At 65.1% G+C, this 13,394-nt stretch carries 13 protein-coding genes; 5 read left to right on the forward strand and 8 right to left on the reverse strand.

The window, feature by feature from the left end:
- Nucleotides 1-45: 45 nt before the first annotated feature.
- Nucleotides 46-1,128: a serine hydrolase domain-containing protein gene (locus QM707_RS05535; RefSeq protein WP_415000862.1), complete on the forward strand. Its 1,083-nt coding sequence runs from the start codon at nt 46-48 to the stop codon at nt 1,126-1,128.
- 35 nt (nt 1,129-1,163) lie between these two features.
- Nucleotides 1,164-2,306 (forward strand): DUF1624 domain-containing protein, encoded by a 1,143-nt coding sequence (locus QM707_RS05540; RefSeq protein WP_415000863.1) that lies wholly within the window; start codon nt 1,164-1,166, stop codon nt 2,304-2,306.
- A 3-nt stretch (nt 2,307-2,309) separates the two neighbouring features.
- Here QM707_RS05540 and QM707_RS05545 read toward each other — a convergent pair whose 3' ends face one another.
- The 4 genes from QM707_RS05545 to QM707_RS05560 all read right to left on the reverse strand — a co-directional run bounded on the left by QM707_RS05545 (nt 2,310) and on the right by QM707_RS05560 (nt 6,125).
- Entirely contained in the window at nt 2,310-3,020 is a 711-nt protein-coding gene (locus tag QM707_RS05545) for a hypothetical protein (RefSeq protein ID WP_415000864.1), read from the reverse strand.
- Between the two features lie 59 nt (nt 3,021-3,079).
- Nucleotides 3,080-3,703, reverse strand: a complete 624-nt coding sequence (locus QM707_RS05550) for a hypothetical protein (RefSeq protein ID WP_415000865.1) — start codon at nt 3,701-3,703, stop codon at nt 3,080-3,082.
- A gap of 124 nt (nt 3,704-3,827) precedes the next feature.
- On the reverse strand, nt 3,828-5,222 hold the full coding sequence (locus QM707_RS05555; protein ID WP_415000866.1) for an SPFH domain-containing protein: 1,395 nt from the start codon (nt 5,220-5,222) through the stop codon (nt 3,828-3,830).
- A gap of 66 nt (nt 5,223-5,288) precedes the next feature.
- A complete protein-coding gene (locus QM707_RS05560; RefSeq protein WP_415000867.1) occupies nt 5,289-6,125 on the reverse strand; it encodes an alpha/beta fold hydrolase in 837 nt (278 codons plus the stop codon).
- 139 nt (nt 6,126-6,264) lie between these two features.
- Between QM707_RS05560 and QM707_RS05565 the strand changes: the two genes are divergently transcribed.
- Complete coding sequence (locus QM707_RS05565) at nt 6,265-7,386, forward strand: NAD(P)/FAD-dependent oxidoreductase (RefSeq protein WP_415000868.1); 1,122 nt, start codon at nt 6,265-6,267, stop codon at nt 7,384-7,386.
- A gap of 98 nt (nt 7,387-7,484) precedes the next feature.
- On the forward strand, nt 7,485-8,105 hold the full coding sequence (locus QM707_RS05570; protein ID WP_415000869.1) for a matrixin family metalloprotease: 621 nt from the start codon (nt 7,485-7,487) through the stop codon (nt 8,103-8,105).
- A gap of 11 nt (nt 8,106-8,116) precedes the next feature.
- Here QM707_RS05570 and QM707_RS05575 read toward each other — a convergent pair whose 3' ends face one another.
- The 3 genes from QM707_RS05575 to QM707_RS05585 form a co-directional block, all read right to left on the reverse strand.
- On the reverse strand, nt 8,117-8,926 hold the full coding sequence (locus QM707_RS05575) for a lysostaphin resistance A-like protein (RefSeq protein WP_415000870.1): 810 nt from the start codon (nt 8,924-8,926) through the stop codon (nt 8,117-8,119).
- 155 nt (nt 8,927-9,081) lie between these two features.
- On the reverse strand, nt 9,082-10,269 hold the full coding sequence (locus QM707_RS05580; protein ID WP_415000871.1) for a serine hydrolase domain-containing protein: 1,188 nt from the start codon (nt 10,267-10,269) through the stop codon (nt 9,082-9,084).
- A gap of 25 nt (nt 10,270-10,294) precedes the next feature.
- Nucleotides 10,295-10,726 (reverse strand): DUF1801 domain-containing protein, encoded by a 432-nt coding sequence (locus QM707_RS05585; protein WP_415000872.1) that lies wholly within the window; start codon nt 10,724-10,726, stop codon nt 10,295-10,297.
- Between the two features lie 109 nt (nt 10,727-10,835).
- Here QM707_RS05585 and QM707_RS05590 point away from each other — a divergent pair, with 109 nt between their 5' ends.
- Nucleotides 10,836-11,717 (forward strand): hypothetical protein, encoded by an 882-nt coding sequence (locus QM707_RS05590; RefSeq protein WP_415000873.1) that lies wholly within the window; start codon nt 10,836-10,838, stop codon nt 11,715-11,717.
- A 25-nt stretch (nt 11,718-11,742) separates the two neighbouring features.
- On the opposite strand, the gene QM707_RS05595 is transcribed toward QM707_RS05590, so the two are convergent.
- The gene (locus tag QM707_RS05595; protein WP_415000874.1) at nt 11,743-13,251 is read right to left on the reverse strand and encodes a serine hydrolase domain-containing protein; all 1,509 of its coding nucleotides are present in this window, start codon (nt 13,249-13,251) and stop codon (nt 11,743-11,745) included.
- Nucleotides 13,252-13,394 lie beyond the last annotated feature (143 nt).

Genomic DNA, 13,394 nt, shown 5'->3' on the forward strand with positions numbered 1-13,394 from the left:
AGCCGCTATGCTGCGCCTAACCGCTCCGGCCGCCCGGGAAGACTGATGCGCCCTCGCCTGATGCTGATGTTCGTCTTCGCCTGCCTGGCCAGCGGCCCGGCGAACTGCCAGCCGAAGGATGCTTTCGACCGCATCACGCCGGCCCAGGCCGGGTACTCGGCGGAGAAGCTCGACGAACTTCGCGGCTTTCTCGAAAAGTCCGGTTCGGACAGTCTGCTGTTGTTGCACGAAGGCAAGGTGTTCTTCGAATGGGGCGACATCCGCAAGAAGCGGCTGCTGCATTCGATGCGCAAGGCGCTGCTCAATTCGCTGTATGGCATCGCCGAGGCCGAGGGCAAGCTCGATCTCGGCGACGACCTGGCCGAGCTCGGCATCGACGACATCGAACCTTCGCTGACGCCCGGCGAGAAGACCGCCACACTGGAACAGTTGCTGCAGTCGCGCTCCGGCGTTTACCACCGTGCCGCCGCCGAGGCCGAAAGCATGGAACGCGGGCGTCCGGCGCGTGGCAGCCACGCCCCCGGCGAGTTCTATTACTACAACAACTGGGATTTCAACGTCGCCGGGCGCGTGTACGAACGCCGTACCGGCGAGCGCATCTACGATGCCTTCGAGGAGCGCATCGCCAAGCCGCTCGGCATGCTCGACTACCACGGTCGCGTCGTGGTCGCACCCATGGGCGAAAAACCCGTCGACCCGGATGCCGACGGCTACTACCAGTACGAGCGCGAACGCTCGGACTTCCCGGCCTATCATTTCCGGATGTCGGCGCACGATCTGGCCCTGTACGGACAGCTTTACCTGCAGCATGGCCAGTGGAAGGGAAAACAGATCGTGCCGGCCGATTGGATCGATCGCAGCACGCAAGCTCGATCCATCGTCAACGAAGAATACGGCCTGGCCTACGGCATGCTGTGGGACGTGTTGGTGCCGGGCGCCGACGAACCACGCCCCTCGTTCTTCCACACCGGCGTGGGCGTGCACATGCTCGCCGTGTATCCGAAGCGCGGCCTGGTGATGGTGCATCGCGTGGATACGGAAACCGAGTTCCGTTTCCGCGAGGACGACCTCTACCAGATCATCCGGCGCGTGCACGGCGCCCGCCTGGCCCCAACGAAGAACCCATAGCGCTAGGCTAAGGGTATTCGCTCCAGGAGCCCGACATGAGCCTCCCCAAGAATCAACGCCTGCGTGCCGTCGACTGGCTGCGAGGCCTGGTGATGGTGCTGATGGTGATCGACCATGTCCGGGTGTTCGCCGGCGTGCCGGCCTGGAGTGCCGAGCCGTCCGTGTTCTTCACACGCTGGATCACGCACTATTGCGCACCCTTGTTCGTCTTCCTGGCCGGCACGTCGATCTGGCTGCGCGGCCAGACCCGTAGCGATACCTCGTACTACCTGCTGACGCGCGGCCTGATGCTGATCGTGCTCGAGTTCAGCCTGATCCGACTGTGCTGGACCTTCAATCTCGACTTCGCCCATTACGCGCTGGCGGGTGTCATCTGGGTCATCGGCCTGTGCATGTTGCTGATGGCCGCACTCGTGCGCTTCGGCGAGCGCGCCGTGCTCGGTATCGGCCTGGTTGTCGTCTTCGGCCACAACCTGCTCGACTTCTGGCTACCGGGCGCGATGGAAGGGCTGATGGCGGGAACGTCGGCCCCGCTGTGGAAACTGCTCTATATCGGCCCGAATCAGGGGCCGATCATGATCGGCGCGCTGCAGCTGAACGTGCTGTATTCGCTGGTGCCCTGGATCGGCGTGATGGCCCTGGGCTATGGCTTCGCGCAGGTGCTGGCCTGGCCGAGCGAGCGCCGCGACCGCTTCTGCCATGCGGCAGGTGCCGCGGCGATCGTTCTGTTCCTGCTTCTGCGCGGCAGCAATCTTTACGGCGATCCGAATCCGTGGTCGAACGATGGCGGCCTGCCCGCCTGGCTGTCCTTCCTGGCGACTACGAAGTACCCGGCTTCGCTCGACTTCCTGTTGATGACGATCGGGCCCGCGCTGTTGCTGTTGCCGACCGTGGATCGACTGCACGGCTTCGTCTCGAACGCCCTGGTCTTGTTCGGACGAGAGCCGCTGTTCTTCTATCTGCTGCACATCCCCTTGGTGCATGCACTGGCGCTGGGCGTGTCCTGGCTTCGCGGCGGCCACGTCGATCCCTGGCTGTTCGCGAACCATCCGATGGGCAACCCGCCGGCGCCGGAGGGTTATGCCTGGTCGCTGGGCTGCCTGTATCTCGTCTGGGCAATCGCGGTCGTGATCCTCTACTTCGCCTGCCGAATGAAGCAAGGCAAACCGGCGGACTAGAGTTCAGCGCGTCTCATCGTTGCGCTCGTCGCCGGCGATCACGCCGCCCAGCCCGAGTCCGGCGCCTGCGGCCATGCCCATGCCGCCGCCCCCTGCTCCACCGCCGCCACCTCGGCCACCGCGTCCTTCGCCGCCTTCGTTCTTGCCCTTGCCGCCGGCACCGGCGCCTGGGCGCGCCGGCCCCTGCTTCGGAATCGACAAGTCGGCAGGAATCGGATCGAGATCGAGTACGCGCCGGATGAAATCGCGCAGGGAGATCACCAACTCGTCCGTATGCACCGGCCGACCCGCCGCCAGCTCGGCGGCCGCGCGCGCGGCCAGGCGCGCCTGATCGTCGGTGCCGAGCAGCAGGATGTCGGACAGCGCCGCTTCGACAGCATCGCGAATGCGACGCGAACGATCGGAACTCGTACCGCCCGCTTCCTCGTCGCCGTCTGCGTCTTCCATCGACGTATTGGCCTGAAAGCGACGGCGCAGGTCGCGCAAATGCGTCGGATCCACCGACAGATCGCCGGTGAACGAACCGCCCAGGGTCTTGTAAGCCGCGATCAGCGTGCGCAGGCGCTCGTTGATCTGCCGGTTCTCGCGCTCGCGCCGCTGCTGAACGCCCTGCATGACCAGCAGGCGAAGGCCCACGCCGATCAGCGTGATCAGCGCGATGCCGAGCAAGGTCGACAACAGGGTCTGCCAAGAACTGAAATCGAGGCCGCGCATGTGGGGCTCCGGTACCGGGGCGTCGTAGAACCATATCGCAGATAAGGGGTGAACGCCGCTTACAGCCCCTTGCAAGCCTCGTAAACCATGTCTGACAACTGCCTGAGTTCGTCGAAGGTGATCTTCAAGCCGCGGCGACGGCGGACATCGGCTTCGTATTGTTTGGCGTTTGCGCATCGCATGCGCTGACTATCCCGGTCCGAAGGCGGATCAGGCGCCGAATAGGCAATCTGAGTCTGTTGCTGCTGCACCGAATTGCGCGCTGGCACTGTCGATGGTGGAACCACTCGATTGTCCGGCTGCACTGAACGAACCCATACGGTTTCTTGCGTCGAAGGACATGGCGAACTCGTATAGGTCGATTCCCCCTTCGGTCCCTTGCACTTGTAGAGGCTCGGGCCATCACCATCAGAGGCTGATACTGACGACGCCCGGTCATCCTGCTCCGCCTGATCCACCGGCAAGCGAATAGGCTCGCGCAAGCCAGTACGTGGCTTTGCTGAACCGGCTACGCGCTCGTAACTCGATGCCCGACCATTGACGAAATAGACGGCGACGGAAGCCAAGAACACGGTTCCCGCAAAGAGGAGCACCACCAAGAGGGGCCAGGAGGTGCGCCGCGCATGACTACGGCGCCGATTGCGGAAATGCAACTCGTCGCCACGAAAATCGTGCTCTTGCATGGCGCAATCCGGATCCAATCGAACGTGGACGATATTGGGCGATCAGGCGCGCCATTTCCATGCGTTAGCCACGCTTGCGCACACCGACCGCTTCTGGAACCGATCAGCAACCGACGTCGTCGTCCTATTTCCTGTTTTCGTCTGCCTTGCCCGAGAATTTCTCCAGCAGCTTCTTGCCTTCCTCGGACTGCGACAGGGCCTCCAACATGCTGGCCACCGCGGTGCCGCCGCCGGCCGAGAACAGGTCCATCACGCCGGACAGGCCCTTCGACGGCGTGCCGGCATTGGAAATGACCTTCACGTCCGCGCCCTTCAGCGCATCGGCCTGCGCCACGCCGACGGCCTGGATCGCTTCGATGTTGCGCACGCCCAGCAGGTACTCCTGGTAGCCCTTGTCGCTGCCGATCTTCTCGGCCAGCTTGATCTGCGCATCGACCGGCGCCATCAGGATCGCCGTTTCCGCCGTGCCCTTGGCCGCGCCTTCCACCGCGATGCCTTCGGCATTGCGCTTGGCCGCTTCCAGCTTGCCTTCGGCGACCAGCACGGCCTGCGTCTTGCCGCCTTCGGCTTCGACGATGGCGACCTGCTTGCCGGCTTCGGCTTCGACGATGGAAACCTCTTTCGCCTTGCCCGCGGCGATCACCGCCACCTGGCGGTCGATCTCGGCGCCGCGCACGTTCTTCACCTGCACGACGTCCATTTCCTTCGCGGCGGTTTCGCGTTGTTCCACCTTCACCTGCTGCGACGCCTGCTCGTTGGCGACGCCGACGTTCTTGTCCTTCTCGGCGGTGCGCAGGCCCACCTGCTCCATCGCCTGTTGCTTGGACAACTCGACTTCGCGCTTGGCGGCGATTTCGGCCATTTCGGCCTGGCGATGGTTGTCGGCGACGACCAGGCGCGATTCGCGTTCGATGCCGGACGTGCGCTTGGCCATGATGTTCTGGATGACATCGCTTTCCTTAGCGTCGCGGATATCCATCAGCTCGATGTTCTTGATCGCTTCGACGCCCCAACCGCCGAGCTGCGGCTGCACTTCCTTGGTGAAGGCTTCGCCGAAACGGCTGCGGTCCAGCATGATCTGGTCGATCTCGTGCCCGGCCAGCACCGTGCGCACCGAACCCTGGACGATCGCGGTCAGCTGCGTCTTCAGTTCGTCGAACGAGGCCACGCGTTGCGCCGCCGTGTTCGAGTCGTTGATGCGGAAGAAGGCCATCACGTGCACCAGGAAGGGCACGCGCTCCTTGTCGTAGGCGGCGTAATCCGGCAGGTCGATCGAGAAGTTCGACACCGGCAGCGTCACCTTCTGCAAACCGATCAGCGGCAAGCGCGACGGCCATTCGTAGTAGGTATTGCTGTCGAAGCCCTTTCCGTACGAGATGGTGCTGTTACGGGTCTGGACGATGTGCACCTCGTTCACCGGCACCACGCGTCGCAGGCCCAGGACCCAGGTCAGCATCCAGAGGCAGAAAAGGACGAAGAGAAGGCCGACCGCGGCCAGGATCAGGGAAGTGCCGATCATTGCGAAATACCCGAGCGGGAGTGAGCGTCCAGTATAAAACGCCGCCAAGGCGACCGCCGCGACCGGTCAGACAGTCACGCCCCGGTGGAAGGCCTCAAACGCAGCCAGAACGGCGCCCGGCGCTTCCCATTGCGGGTAATGGCCGACGCCAGTCAGTTCGTGCGCGGGCGCCTGCGGCAGCAGTTCGCGCCAGCGCCGCACCGTATCGGCACCCGAGACCGGGTCCTCCACCCCGTCGATCAGGCAGATCGGGATGCCGGCCCGCTGCAGGGCGCCGACCCAACGTTCGCGCTGCTCGCTACGCTCGCGGATGTAGCGGATCAGCTTCGGCAGCACGCGTCGCCCGCCGGCACGGACCAGCAACTGCCAGTGCTCGTGCAATTCGGCCGTATCCGGTACGCGCGCACAGATGCGCCGCATTCCCGAAACGAACGTGCGTTCGCTCGACAGTCGCGCGATCCATGGCCCGAAGGGGCCCAGCAACCACCGCTGCACCCGCAGCGGATGCGTCGCTTCGGCGAACAGGCCGCCGTTGAGGAAGGCGATCGAGCGGATCGCGAACGGCAGCCGACCATCGATCTGCCGTGCAAGCAGCTCCTGCGCCACCGTGTCGCCGTAATCGTGCGCCAGCACATGCACGCTGCCCAGGCCGCGGGCGGAGCATAAGGCCTCCCATTGATCGGCCGAGGCCGACACCGAGTATGCGAAGTCGGAAGGCTTGTCCGACAGACCGAAGCCGAGCATGTCGATCGCATGCAGGCTCCAGCGCCGCGACAGCACCGGCCATAGCGGATCCCAGTCGCGACTGGACGTAGGGAAGCCGTGGATCAGCAGCAGGGCCGGGCCTTCGCCGTCGCTTCTGGCGAAAAGTCGATATCCGGCGTAGGGAAGTTCGGCGTTCACAGCGACCTGGCGGATTCGGGGGCGTCCGGCGAGCGATCCGCATGGATAGTATCCCTAACCGGGCGCCCGCCGGTATGAACTGCTTCACTCCCGCTTCACCCTGCCTCCATCGCCAGCGCGCGCAGCAACGGCATCGTGCATGCGTCTCCCCACGCGACGCCCCATGCACAACGAAGGCACGTCTTTCGACTTCGACCTGGTGGTCGTCGGCGCCAGTTTCGCCGGCGCCGCCTGCGCCCTGGCCGCGGCGCAACGCGGCCTGCGCGTCTGCGTGCTCGAACGCAAGCGCGACCCCGGCGAGAAACTGCGCACCACCGGCATTATCGTCAAGGAAGCGGCCGAGCGCACGATGCTCGGCCAGGCGCCGGCGTCACTCGTCCGTCGCATCGAAGGCGTGCGCTTGTATGCACCCAGCCTCGAACACCTGAACCTATCGTCTCCCGGCTATTACTTTCTGACGACCGACACACCTGGCCTGATGCGCTGGCTGGCACAGCAGCTGCGCGCGCATGGCGTCGATCTTCGCCTGGGCAGCGCATTTTCCGACGGCGAACGTATCGTTGATGGCTGGCAACTGCCGGGCGTCGGGCGCACGCGCTATCTGATCGGCGCCGATGGCGCCCGCTCGCGCGTGGCGAAACGCTGCGCGCTGGGCGAGGTTCGCGACTTCCTCTACGGCATCGAATACGAGTTCCCCGGTGCGCAATTGGCGCATCCGGATGCCCTGCACTGTTTCGTCGGCAAACGCTTCGCCCCCGGCTATATCGGCTGGCTGGCGCAGAATCCGACCGGCATCCAGGCTGGTCTCGCGCTGCGACACGATCCTACGAACGCGCGAGCGCCCGACATCGACGCCTTCCTGCTGCACGCAGGCGTGGCCGGCGGCCTGCCGCGTTATCTCAAGCCGGGACAGGTGCGCGCCGGCCTGATTCCCTGCGGCGGACCGGTCGCGAACATCGCCCGCGATCGCGCCATTCTCGTCGGGGATGCCGCAGGCATCGTCTCGCCGGTCACGGCCGGCGGCATCCATTCGGCCTGGGACCATGGCTGGGCGGTCGGTCGCGCCGTGGCCGCGCGCTTGCGCGACGACGGTCCGCCACCGGAGCAAGTGGCGCTGCAAACTGCGCCGAGTTTCCGCGTCAAGCGCGCATTGCGCTGGGCGTTCGACCACTTCCAGATGGATTGGCCTTTCGACTTGCTGCTACACACATCGCCACTGCGCTGGGCGGCCGAGCAGGTGTACTTCCATCGCAACGGGTAGGCGCGATGGGGCCGACCGACATTCCCTCGTCGCGTCAGGCCTGCGACCGTTTCGCGCCGCCCCGCATCTACACACGGGAACCCATAGGAATCCCGTCGATGCGCCGCCATCTTTTCGTCCTGATGTTGTCCGCGCTTCCGTTCACGGCCGCGCACGCCGAGGAACATAGCGTCACCGTGCTCGGCCGCGCCGACGACCCACGCATCGCCGCAGTGAACGAAGCCGTCGCGTTCTGGAACCAGACCCTGAAGGCGGCCGGCTCGAAAGACCAGCTGCGGGTGAGCGGCGTGCAAGCGAATCCGATCCCGGACAGCTACTTTCTCGAGAACGGCGCCGACCACGGGCTGCAGAAGCGTCGCGCGCCGCAGGAAATGTTCGCCATCGAGGGCGATATCGTCATCGCGCTGGCCGACGTGCCATTCGTTTCGTTCACCGCGCGCATGAAGGACGGCCGCAAGTTCATCGGCCTGCGCGCACTGGACAAGCCCGCGCTGCAGGCGCCCGGCGTGGCGCTGAACATCGCCGCCCACGAAATCGGCCATGCGCTCGGCATCCGTCACAACGACGATCCGTCCCAGCTGATGTGCGGCGCGCCGGCCCCCTGCTATCCCGAGCGTTTCGCAGAAGCCAAGGGCGCCATCTTTCCCTTGCGCGACGAAGACAGAGCCGCGCTGCTGGCGCCGCCGATGCCGATGGCCGCGCCGCCCGCCAAGCCCTGAGCAGGCACGTGTCAGTTTGCGGCGCGCATGGCCTCGTCGCGCCGACGCCAGAACCAGAACGCCAACGCCACCATCACCAGCGGCAGGACGAAGCCGAATTCGTCGATCGCATACGGCGTCATTTCGCCGGTACTCGCCGTGATCGGGGTGAAGAAGGCCTGGATGAATAGGTTGTGGCTCGCGTGCATCACCGCTGCGGTCCACAGGCTGCCGGAGCGCAAGCGGAACCAGCTCATGATGAAGCTGCTGGCGACGACCATGGTCATGAAACAACTGATCGCGAACCAAGGTGGCGTGCCGCCGTTGTAATCGGCGAAGACCAGGCCGGGGATATGCCAGGCGCCCCAGATCAGGCCCACGATCAGGGACGCTTTCGTATAACCGATGCGCCCGGTCAACGCCGGCGCCAGGAAGCCGCGCCAACCGATCTCCTCGCCGAGCGCGCGCGACATGCTCTGCACCATGCCGACCGTCCCGGTCAGCACCAGGAAAACGAGGACATCGCCCGCCGACGATCCGGTCGACCAGCCGAGCGTTTGCGGCAAAGCATCGACGAATTCGCGATTGCCGAACGCGCCGAGCCCGCTCAGCCAGACGATGCCGTAGGCAACGGCCGCATAACCGAAAGGTAGCAACCAGGACCGCCATTGCCAGCGCCATTCGCCCCAACGCCAACCGAGGAATTCCATCGGTATCCGATGCAGCCAGCAGGTGAGGATGGCCGCGATACCCGGGCTCCACATCAGGCCGGTCAGGTACAGGCGATTGCCCGACATGATCTTGCCGGTCGCCAGCGGCACGGTATAGAAGACCGCGCTCACGAGCACGAACAAGCACAGAAACAACCAGATCGACCGCGACTCCACCCGTTGCATAAGCCCCTCGCCGACATCCGCGTCGGTGAACGCTAGCTTTTGCAGCTACGCTCCACAAGCAGGACTTGCGGCTTTGGGAAGAGCGTCACAGCCTGTCCCCATCACTTGGTCGCCTTCATCTCCTCCGCCTGCTTCCACAACGCGGCGAAAATGGCGGCGTTGGCACGCGCTTCTTCGCCCGAGGTCGACGTGTTGACGAATAGCACGACGCCGATATCGCGCGACAGGCTGGCCAGCATCTCGGTCGAGATGCCGGGGTCCGAACCGCCGTGGCCCATGCGCGTTACGTTGTACTTCGATTGCCAGAAGATGCCGGTGTTCTTTTCGTCAAGCTTCACATTGTCCGGCTTGTTCGCTTCGGTGTATTCGAAGCGCCGCATCTCGCGCGCCGTGCCTTCGTCGAGTATGCGCGCGCCCTCGTAGGCGCCATCGTTCAACAGGGCGGCGAACAGCCGCGACAGGTCGGCGACCGACGTACGCAATGCGCCGTCGGGATAGGTGGTGAGCCCGTACAGCGGGATCGGTATCGTCATGCCGTTCTGCGATACGTACAGTTGGCTGTGCCGCGAACGGTCGATGCCCGCCAGGGTCCAGCCGGTGTTGGACATGCCCAGCGGCAGGAAGATATTGCGCCGCGTGTAGTCCGACAAGGGTTCGCCGCTCTTGAGCTCGACGATGTAGCCGGCCAGAGCCGCGCCGATGTTCGAATAGTCGCGATGCGTACCCGGTCGCTTATCCAGGAAATTTTCCTCGGAGTAGTGCTTGCCGCCAGGCAGGAAATACGCCTTAAGGAAATCGCCGAGGGTTTGTTCCGGCTCGCCGCCGTAGTGATAGGTGTCCTTGTAGACGTCCCAGCGATCGGTGATGCCCGACGTATGCGTGGCCAGTTGCCGCAGCGTGATCACGGCGCCCGGCTGGTGCGGGTTGACGAGCTTGAACGGCAGGTAGGTGTTGACGTCGGCGTCCAGCGACAGCTTGCCTTCCTGTACCAGGCGCATCAGCGCGACACCGGTAACGGTCTTCGTGATCGAACCGATGTTCATGATCGTGTCCGGCGTGAACGGCGCACGCTTGGCCACGTCGGCGTAACCATAGCCCTTGGCCCAGACGATCCGGCCGTCGACCAGGATGGCCGCGCCAAGGCCGGCGATGGCGGCCTCTTCCATCTGTTTCGCGATCGTCGCATCGAGATCCGGCGTCGCTTTCATCAAGCCCGCCGCCAGGGTCGCTCCCGGCAACATCACCAGCAATGCCAACGCCGGGCCGATCAACCGTTTCGTGAAACGCATGAGCTTCTCCATTCCAGGGTTCGTTTCAGAGTCTTTCGCCGGACAATCGACTCGCCTGCCTCGCCCAGGCGACGAAGGTCTTTTCGTCGATGATGTCGCCCTCGCGGATATCGAGGTAACGCACTCGTTCCTGCTTCGAAGTTCCCGGCGGCAAGGGGTCGAGCGCCACGCCGTGGAAGAACGCGACTTTCACGTAGTTCGTGAAGCAATGCTGGCTCATGAACCAGTCGTCGCGACCGGCGGCGCCGTACAGCGGCGAGTTGTACTTTACCGCCTTGCGCAGATCCGGCACGGCCTTCGCCGCCAAGGCATCCACTCGCCGTGCGACCTCGCGTTTCCAGCCAGGTATCGCGGCGAGCCAGGCCTGCACCGGCGCATCGCCCTCGCCTTTCGGAATCTGCGGGTTGTCGCCGGCGAGCAACTTCGGCTTCGCGGAGACCTTCTTGCTCTTTTCCATCGCGCCTGCCTGTCCGGACGCCTGCAGCGATTCTAGCGACGATACCGTCCCTCTCGCGAACACAGGCGGACCTGTCTACACTCGGAGCCGACCACCGGGGAGACATCGCTTGAACGAAGACATCCGCTACAAGGCCGCCGCCGCCGTCGTGGCCCTGGCCAACCGCGCCGAATCGGCCGGCCTGAAGGAAGCCGGCGAGGTCAAGGGCGCGCAATGGCAGCCCGTGCCCTACGACGAGCACAGCGTGTTCAACCAGGCCAAGCTGCGCGAAGCGGTTTCCTATTACGAGATCGCCGAGTCGATCTTTCCCGCCGCCGCCGGTTTCGGCCTGCCGCGCGCCATGATCCTGGAAAACATGGGCGAATGGGACGAAGCCATCGCGGCTTATCGCGCCGTGGACGCGTCCGGCAGCGAAGGCATCGAGTCCATCGGCATCCAGCGCTGCGAAGAAAAGAAAGCCGGCACTTACGACGAGAGCGAAGGCCTGTCCGACTTCGACGAAGACGCCGAACCCAGCGAAGAAGAAGCGGCCATGATGCAGGCCATGCAGGGCAAGTCGACCGCGGAAATCCTGGCGATGATGGAAGCCCACATGAAGAACAAGATGGCCGGGGGCAAATCCGCAGCCCAGCCCGCCGCTGCCCCGGTAGGCGAAAGCGCCGCCGCCGACGATGCCGCCCAGGTCGCCCTCGCCTTCGTCAACCTGCTGCTCGACCGCGACTACAAGGCCGCGCGCAAGCTGCTTCACCCCGACGGCGACATGAGTGTCGCGGACATGAAGGAATCCTTCGAGTCGATGTTCGAGGGCGAGGAGTTCCCGACCACGGCCAATGTCTTCGACGTGCAGACCGACATGCCGAACATCGGCGAGGACGGCGTGGCCTGGATCTACGTCAACATCGATAGCGACAACCAGGAAGCCGTCGCGATGGTCGTGGCCGAACACGGTGGCCAACTGCGCCTGCGCGAAGTGGAGTTCGGGCGGCCCTGAGCCGAGGGCGCGAAGGCGCGACGGCTCACGGCTTGCGGAAGTCGCGCCCGCGCCAACGCACGGTGCCGGTCGCCGCATCGCAGCGCAGCGGCTCGGGCTCATCGAAGCTGCCGTCCGTGGCGGCGAACATGCCCGGCTGCGCCGGTTCCAGCGCCAGCCGCATCTCGCCGATGCGCGCGAACCAGGCGCTGCCTTCCTGTCCCAGTTCCATCGTGCCGAACACGGCGTCGGAGAACCGGCCGGTGCAGGCCTGGCGTTGCGCCGCGTCGGGGTTCCAGCGCCAATCGCCCCAATCCGCTTCGGCGCGGGCGGCGGCGATCGCCTGCAGGCGCTTGTTGATCCGCGTCTCCAGCCGCGAGGGATAGTCCGCGACCAACCGGCGCAGTCGTACATCCTCGCCCGTCTGTCCGGTGGCGAGCCCGATGAAGGCCTTCATCAGTTCCAGTTGCAGGCCTTCCATCGCACTGTCGCTGGCCACCATCAAGCTCATGCCGGCCTTGGACGACGGTACGAGTACCGTCACCGACACGGCGCCCACGTAGGACCCCGGATGCATGAACGCTTCCTGCTCCTTGTAGACGCAGCGATACCAACCCAGGCTGTAGCCATCGCAGTCGATCTCGCCATCGGCCAGCTTGGCCTTCGCGATCGGCTGCAAGGAGCGGCGGAAATCGTCGGCCGTCACGTCGGCAGGCAGCGCGCCCAGGCCAAGATTCAACTGCATCCAGCGCGCCATCGCCTTCGGCGAAGCCAGCATGCCGCCGGCGGCGTGCATCAGCGCATCGGGTTTGGGCGCGAACGCGCGCCAGGCGCGGCCGTTCCATTGATGGTTCCAAGCGATCTTGCGCGGGTCGATCATTGACGAACGCGGGCTCGCGCCTTCGAGCGCCAGCGGCTGAAGCAGCGATGCCTGCATCCAGTCGCGCCAGCTCCGACCCGTTCGGGCTTCCAGCGCCGCGCCGTAGATCAAGTCGCCGATGTTCGCGTAGCGGAATCCTGGTGAGCGCACCTGCACCTCGGTCGCCAACAGCGACGGGTATTCCGCGGCGGGCACGTCGCGCACGTAGGCGGTCAGGAAATTCAGGGTATCGGTGCTCAGGCCTTCCTGGTGCGAGAGCAGATCGGCCATCGTGATGCGATGCGGATCGGCCGGCGCCGGCAATCGCAATCCGGGCCAAATCTCGGCCAAGCTGGTGTCCAGCGGAAGTTCGCCGCGACGGTCGAGCACGGCGGCCAACAAACCCATGAAGGATTTCGTCTGCGACGCGATATAGAAGCGCGTGTCGGCATCCGCCGGCTCGCCGCCGTCGGCGCGCGTGTGGCCGCGCACCTGTATCCAGGGCTCCGCCTCTCCCTGCACGATCACCACCGCCGCTGCCGGGAACGCTCCAGGCACGGCTTGCACTTGCTCCAACGCCTGCGAGATGGGCTTCGCCAGTTCGTTCGCCGACGCGGAGTCGATGAGTGCGCCCGCCAGGGCCAGGGAGAATGCGCAAACGCGCGCGATCGAGGGCGCAGAGGAACGAAGCGGCATGCCGGCTTCCAATCGGAGGACTCCGGCGACAGATACGGAGCATGGCGAAACGGTTGCAACACGAACCGCTTCGCCCGCCCATGTAAGCCTTGCTGACAACCCGCCGCCTCAATGGAAAAACGCGACGACGCACTGGCCGGACG

Origin of the sequence: Arenimonas sp., assembly GCF_047602345.1 — a bacterium.
Taxonomy (GTDB): Bacteria; Pseudomonadota; Gammaproteobacteria; order Xanthomonadales; family Xanthomonadaceae; genus Arenimonas.

What these genes read in the sequence shown, in the direction of transcription:
- QM707_RS05535 (WP_415000862.1), top strand. Translation starts at nt 46, where the DNA reads ATGCGCCCTCGCCTGATGCTGATGTTCGTCTTCGCCTGCCTGGCCAGC.
- QM707_RS05540 (WP_415000863.1), top strand. Translation starts at nt 1,164, where the DNA reads ATGAGCCTCCCCAAGAATCAACGCCTGCGTGCCGTCGACTGGCTGCGA.
- QM707_RS05545 (WP_415000864.1), bottom strand. Translation starts at nt 3,020, where the DNA reads ATGCGCGGCCTCGATTTCAGTTCTTGGCAGACCCTGTTGTCGACCTTG.
- QM707_RS05550 (WP_415000865.1), bottom strand. Translation starts at nt 3,703, where the DNA reads ATGCAAGAGCACGATTTTCGTGGCGACGAGTTGCATTTCCGCAATCGG.
- QM707_RS05555 (WP_415000866.1), bottom strand. Translation starts at nt 5,222, where the DNA reads ATGATCGGCACTTCCCTGATCCTGGCCGCGGTCGGCCTTCTCTTCGTC.
- QM707_RS05565 (WP_415000868.1), top strand. Translation starts at nt 6,265, where the DNA reads ATGCGTCTCCCCACGCGACGCCCCATGCACAACGAAGGCACGTCTTTC.
- QM707_RS05570 (WP_415000869.1), top strand. Translation starts at nt 7,485, where the DNA reads ATGCGCCGCCATCTTTTCGTCCTGATGTTGTCCGCGCTTCCGTTCACG.
- QM707_RS05580 (WP_415000871.1), bottom strand. Translation starts at nt 10,269, where the DNA reads ATGCGTTTCACGAAACGGTTGATCGGCCCGGCGTTGGCATTGCTGGTG.
- QM707_RS05585 (WP_415000872.1), bottom strand. Translation starts at nt 10,726, where the DNA reads ATGGAAAAGAGCAAGAAGGTCTCCGCGAAGCCGAAGTTGCTCGCCGGC.
- QM707_RS05595 (WP_415000874.1), bottom strand. Translation starts at nt 13,251, where the DNA reads ATGCCGCTTCGTTCCTCTGCGCCCTCGATCGCGCGCGTTTGCGCATTC.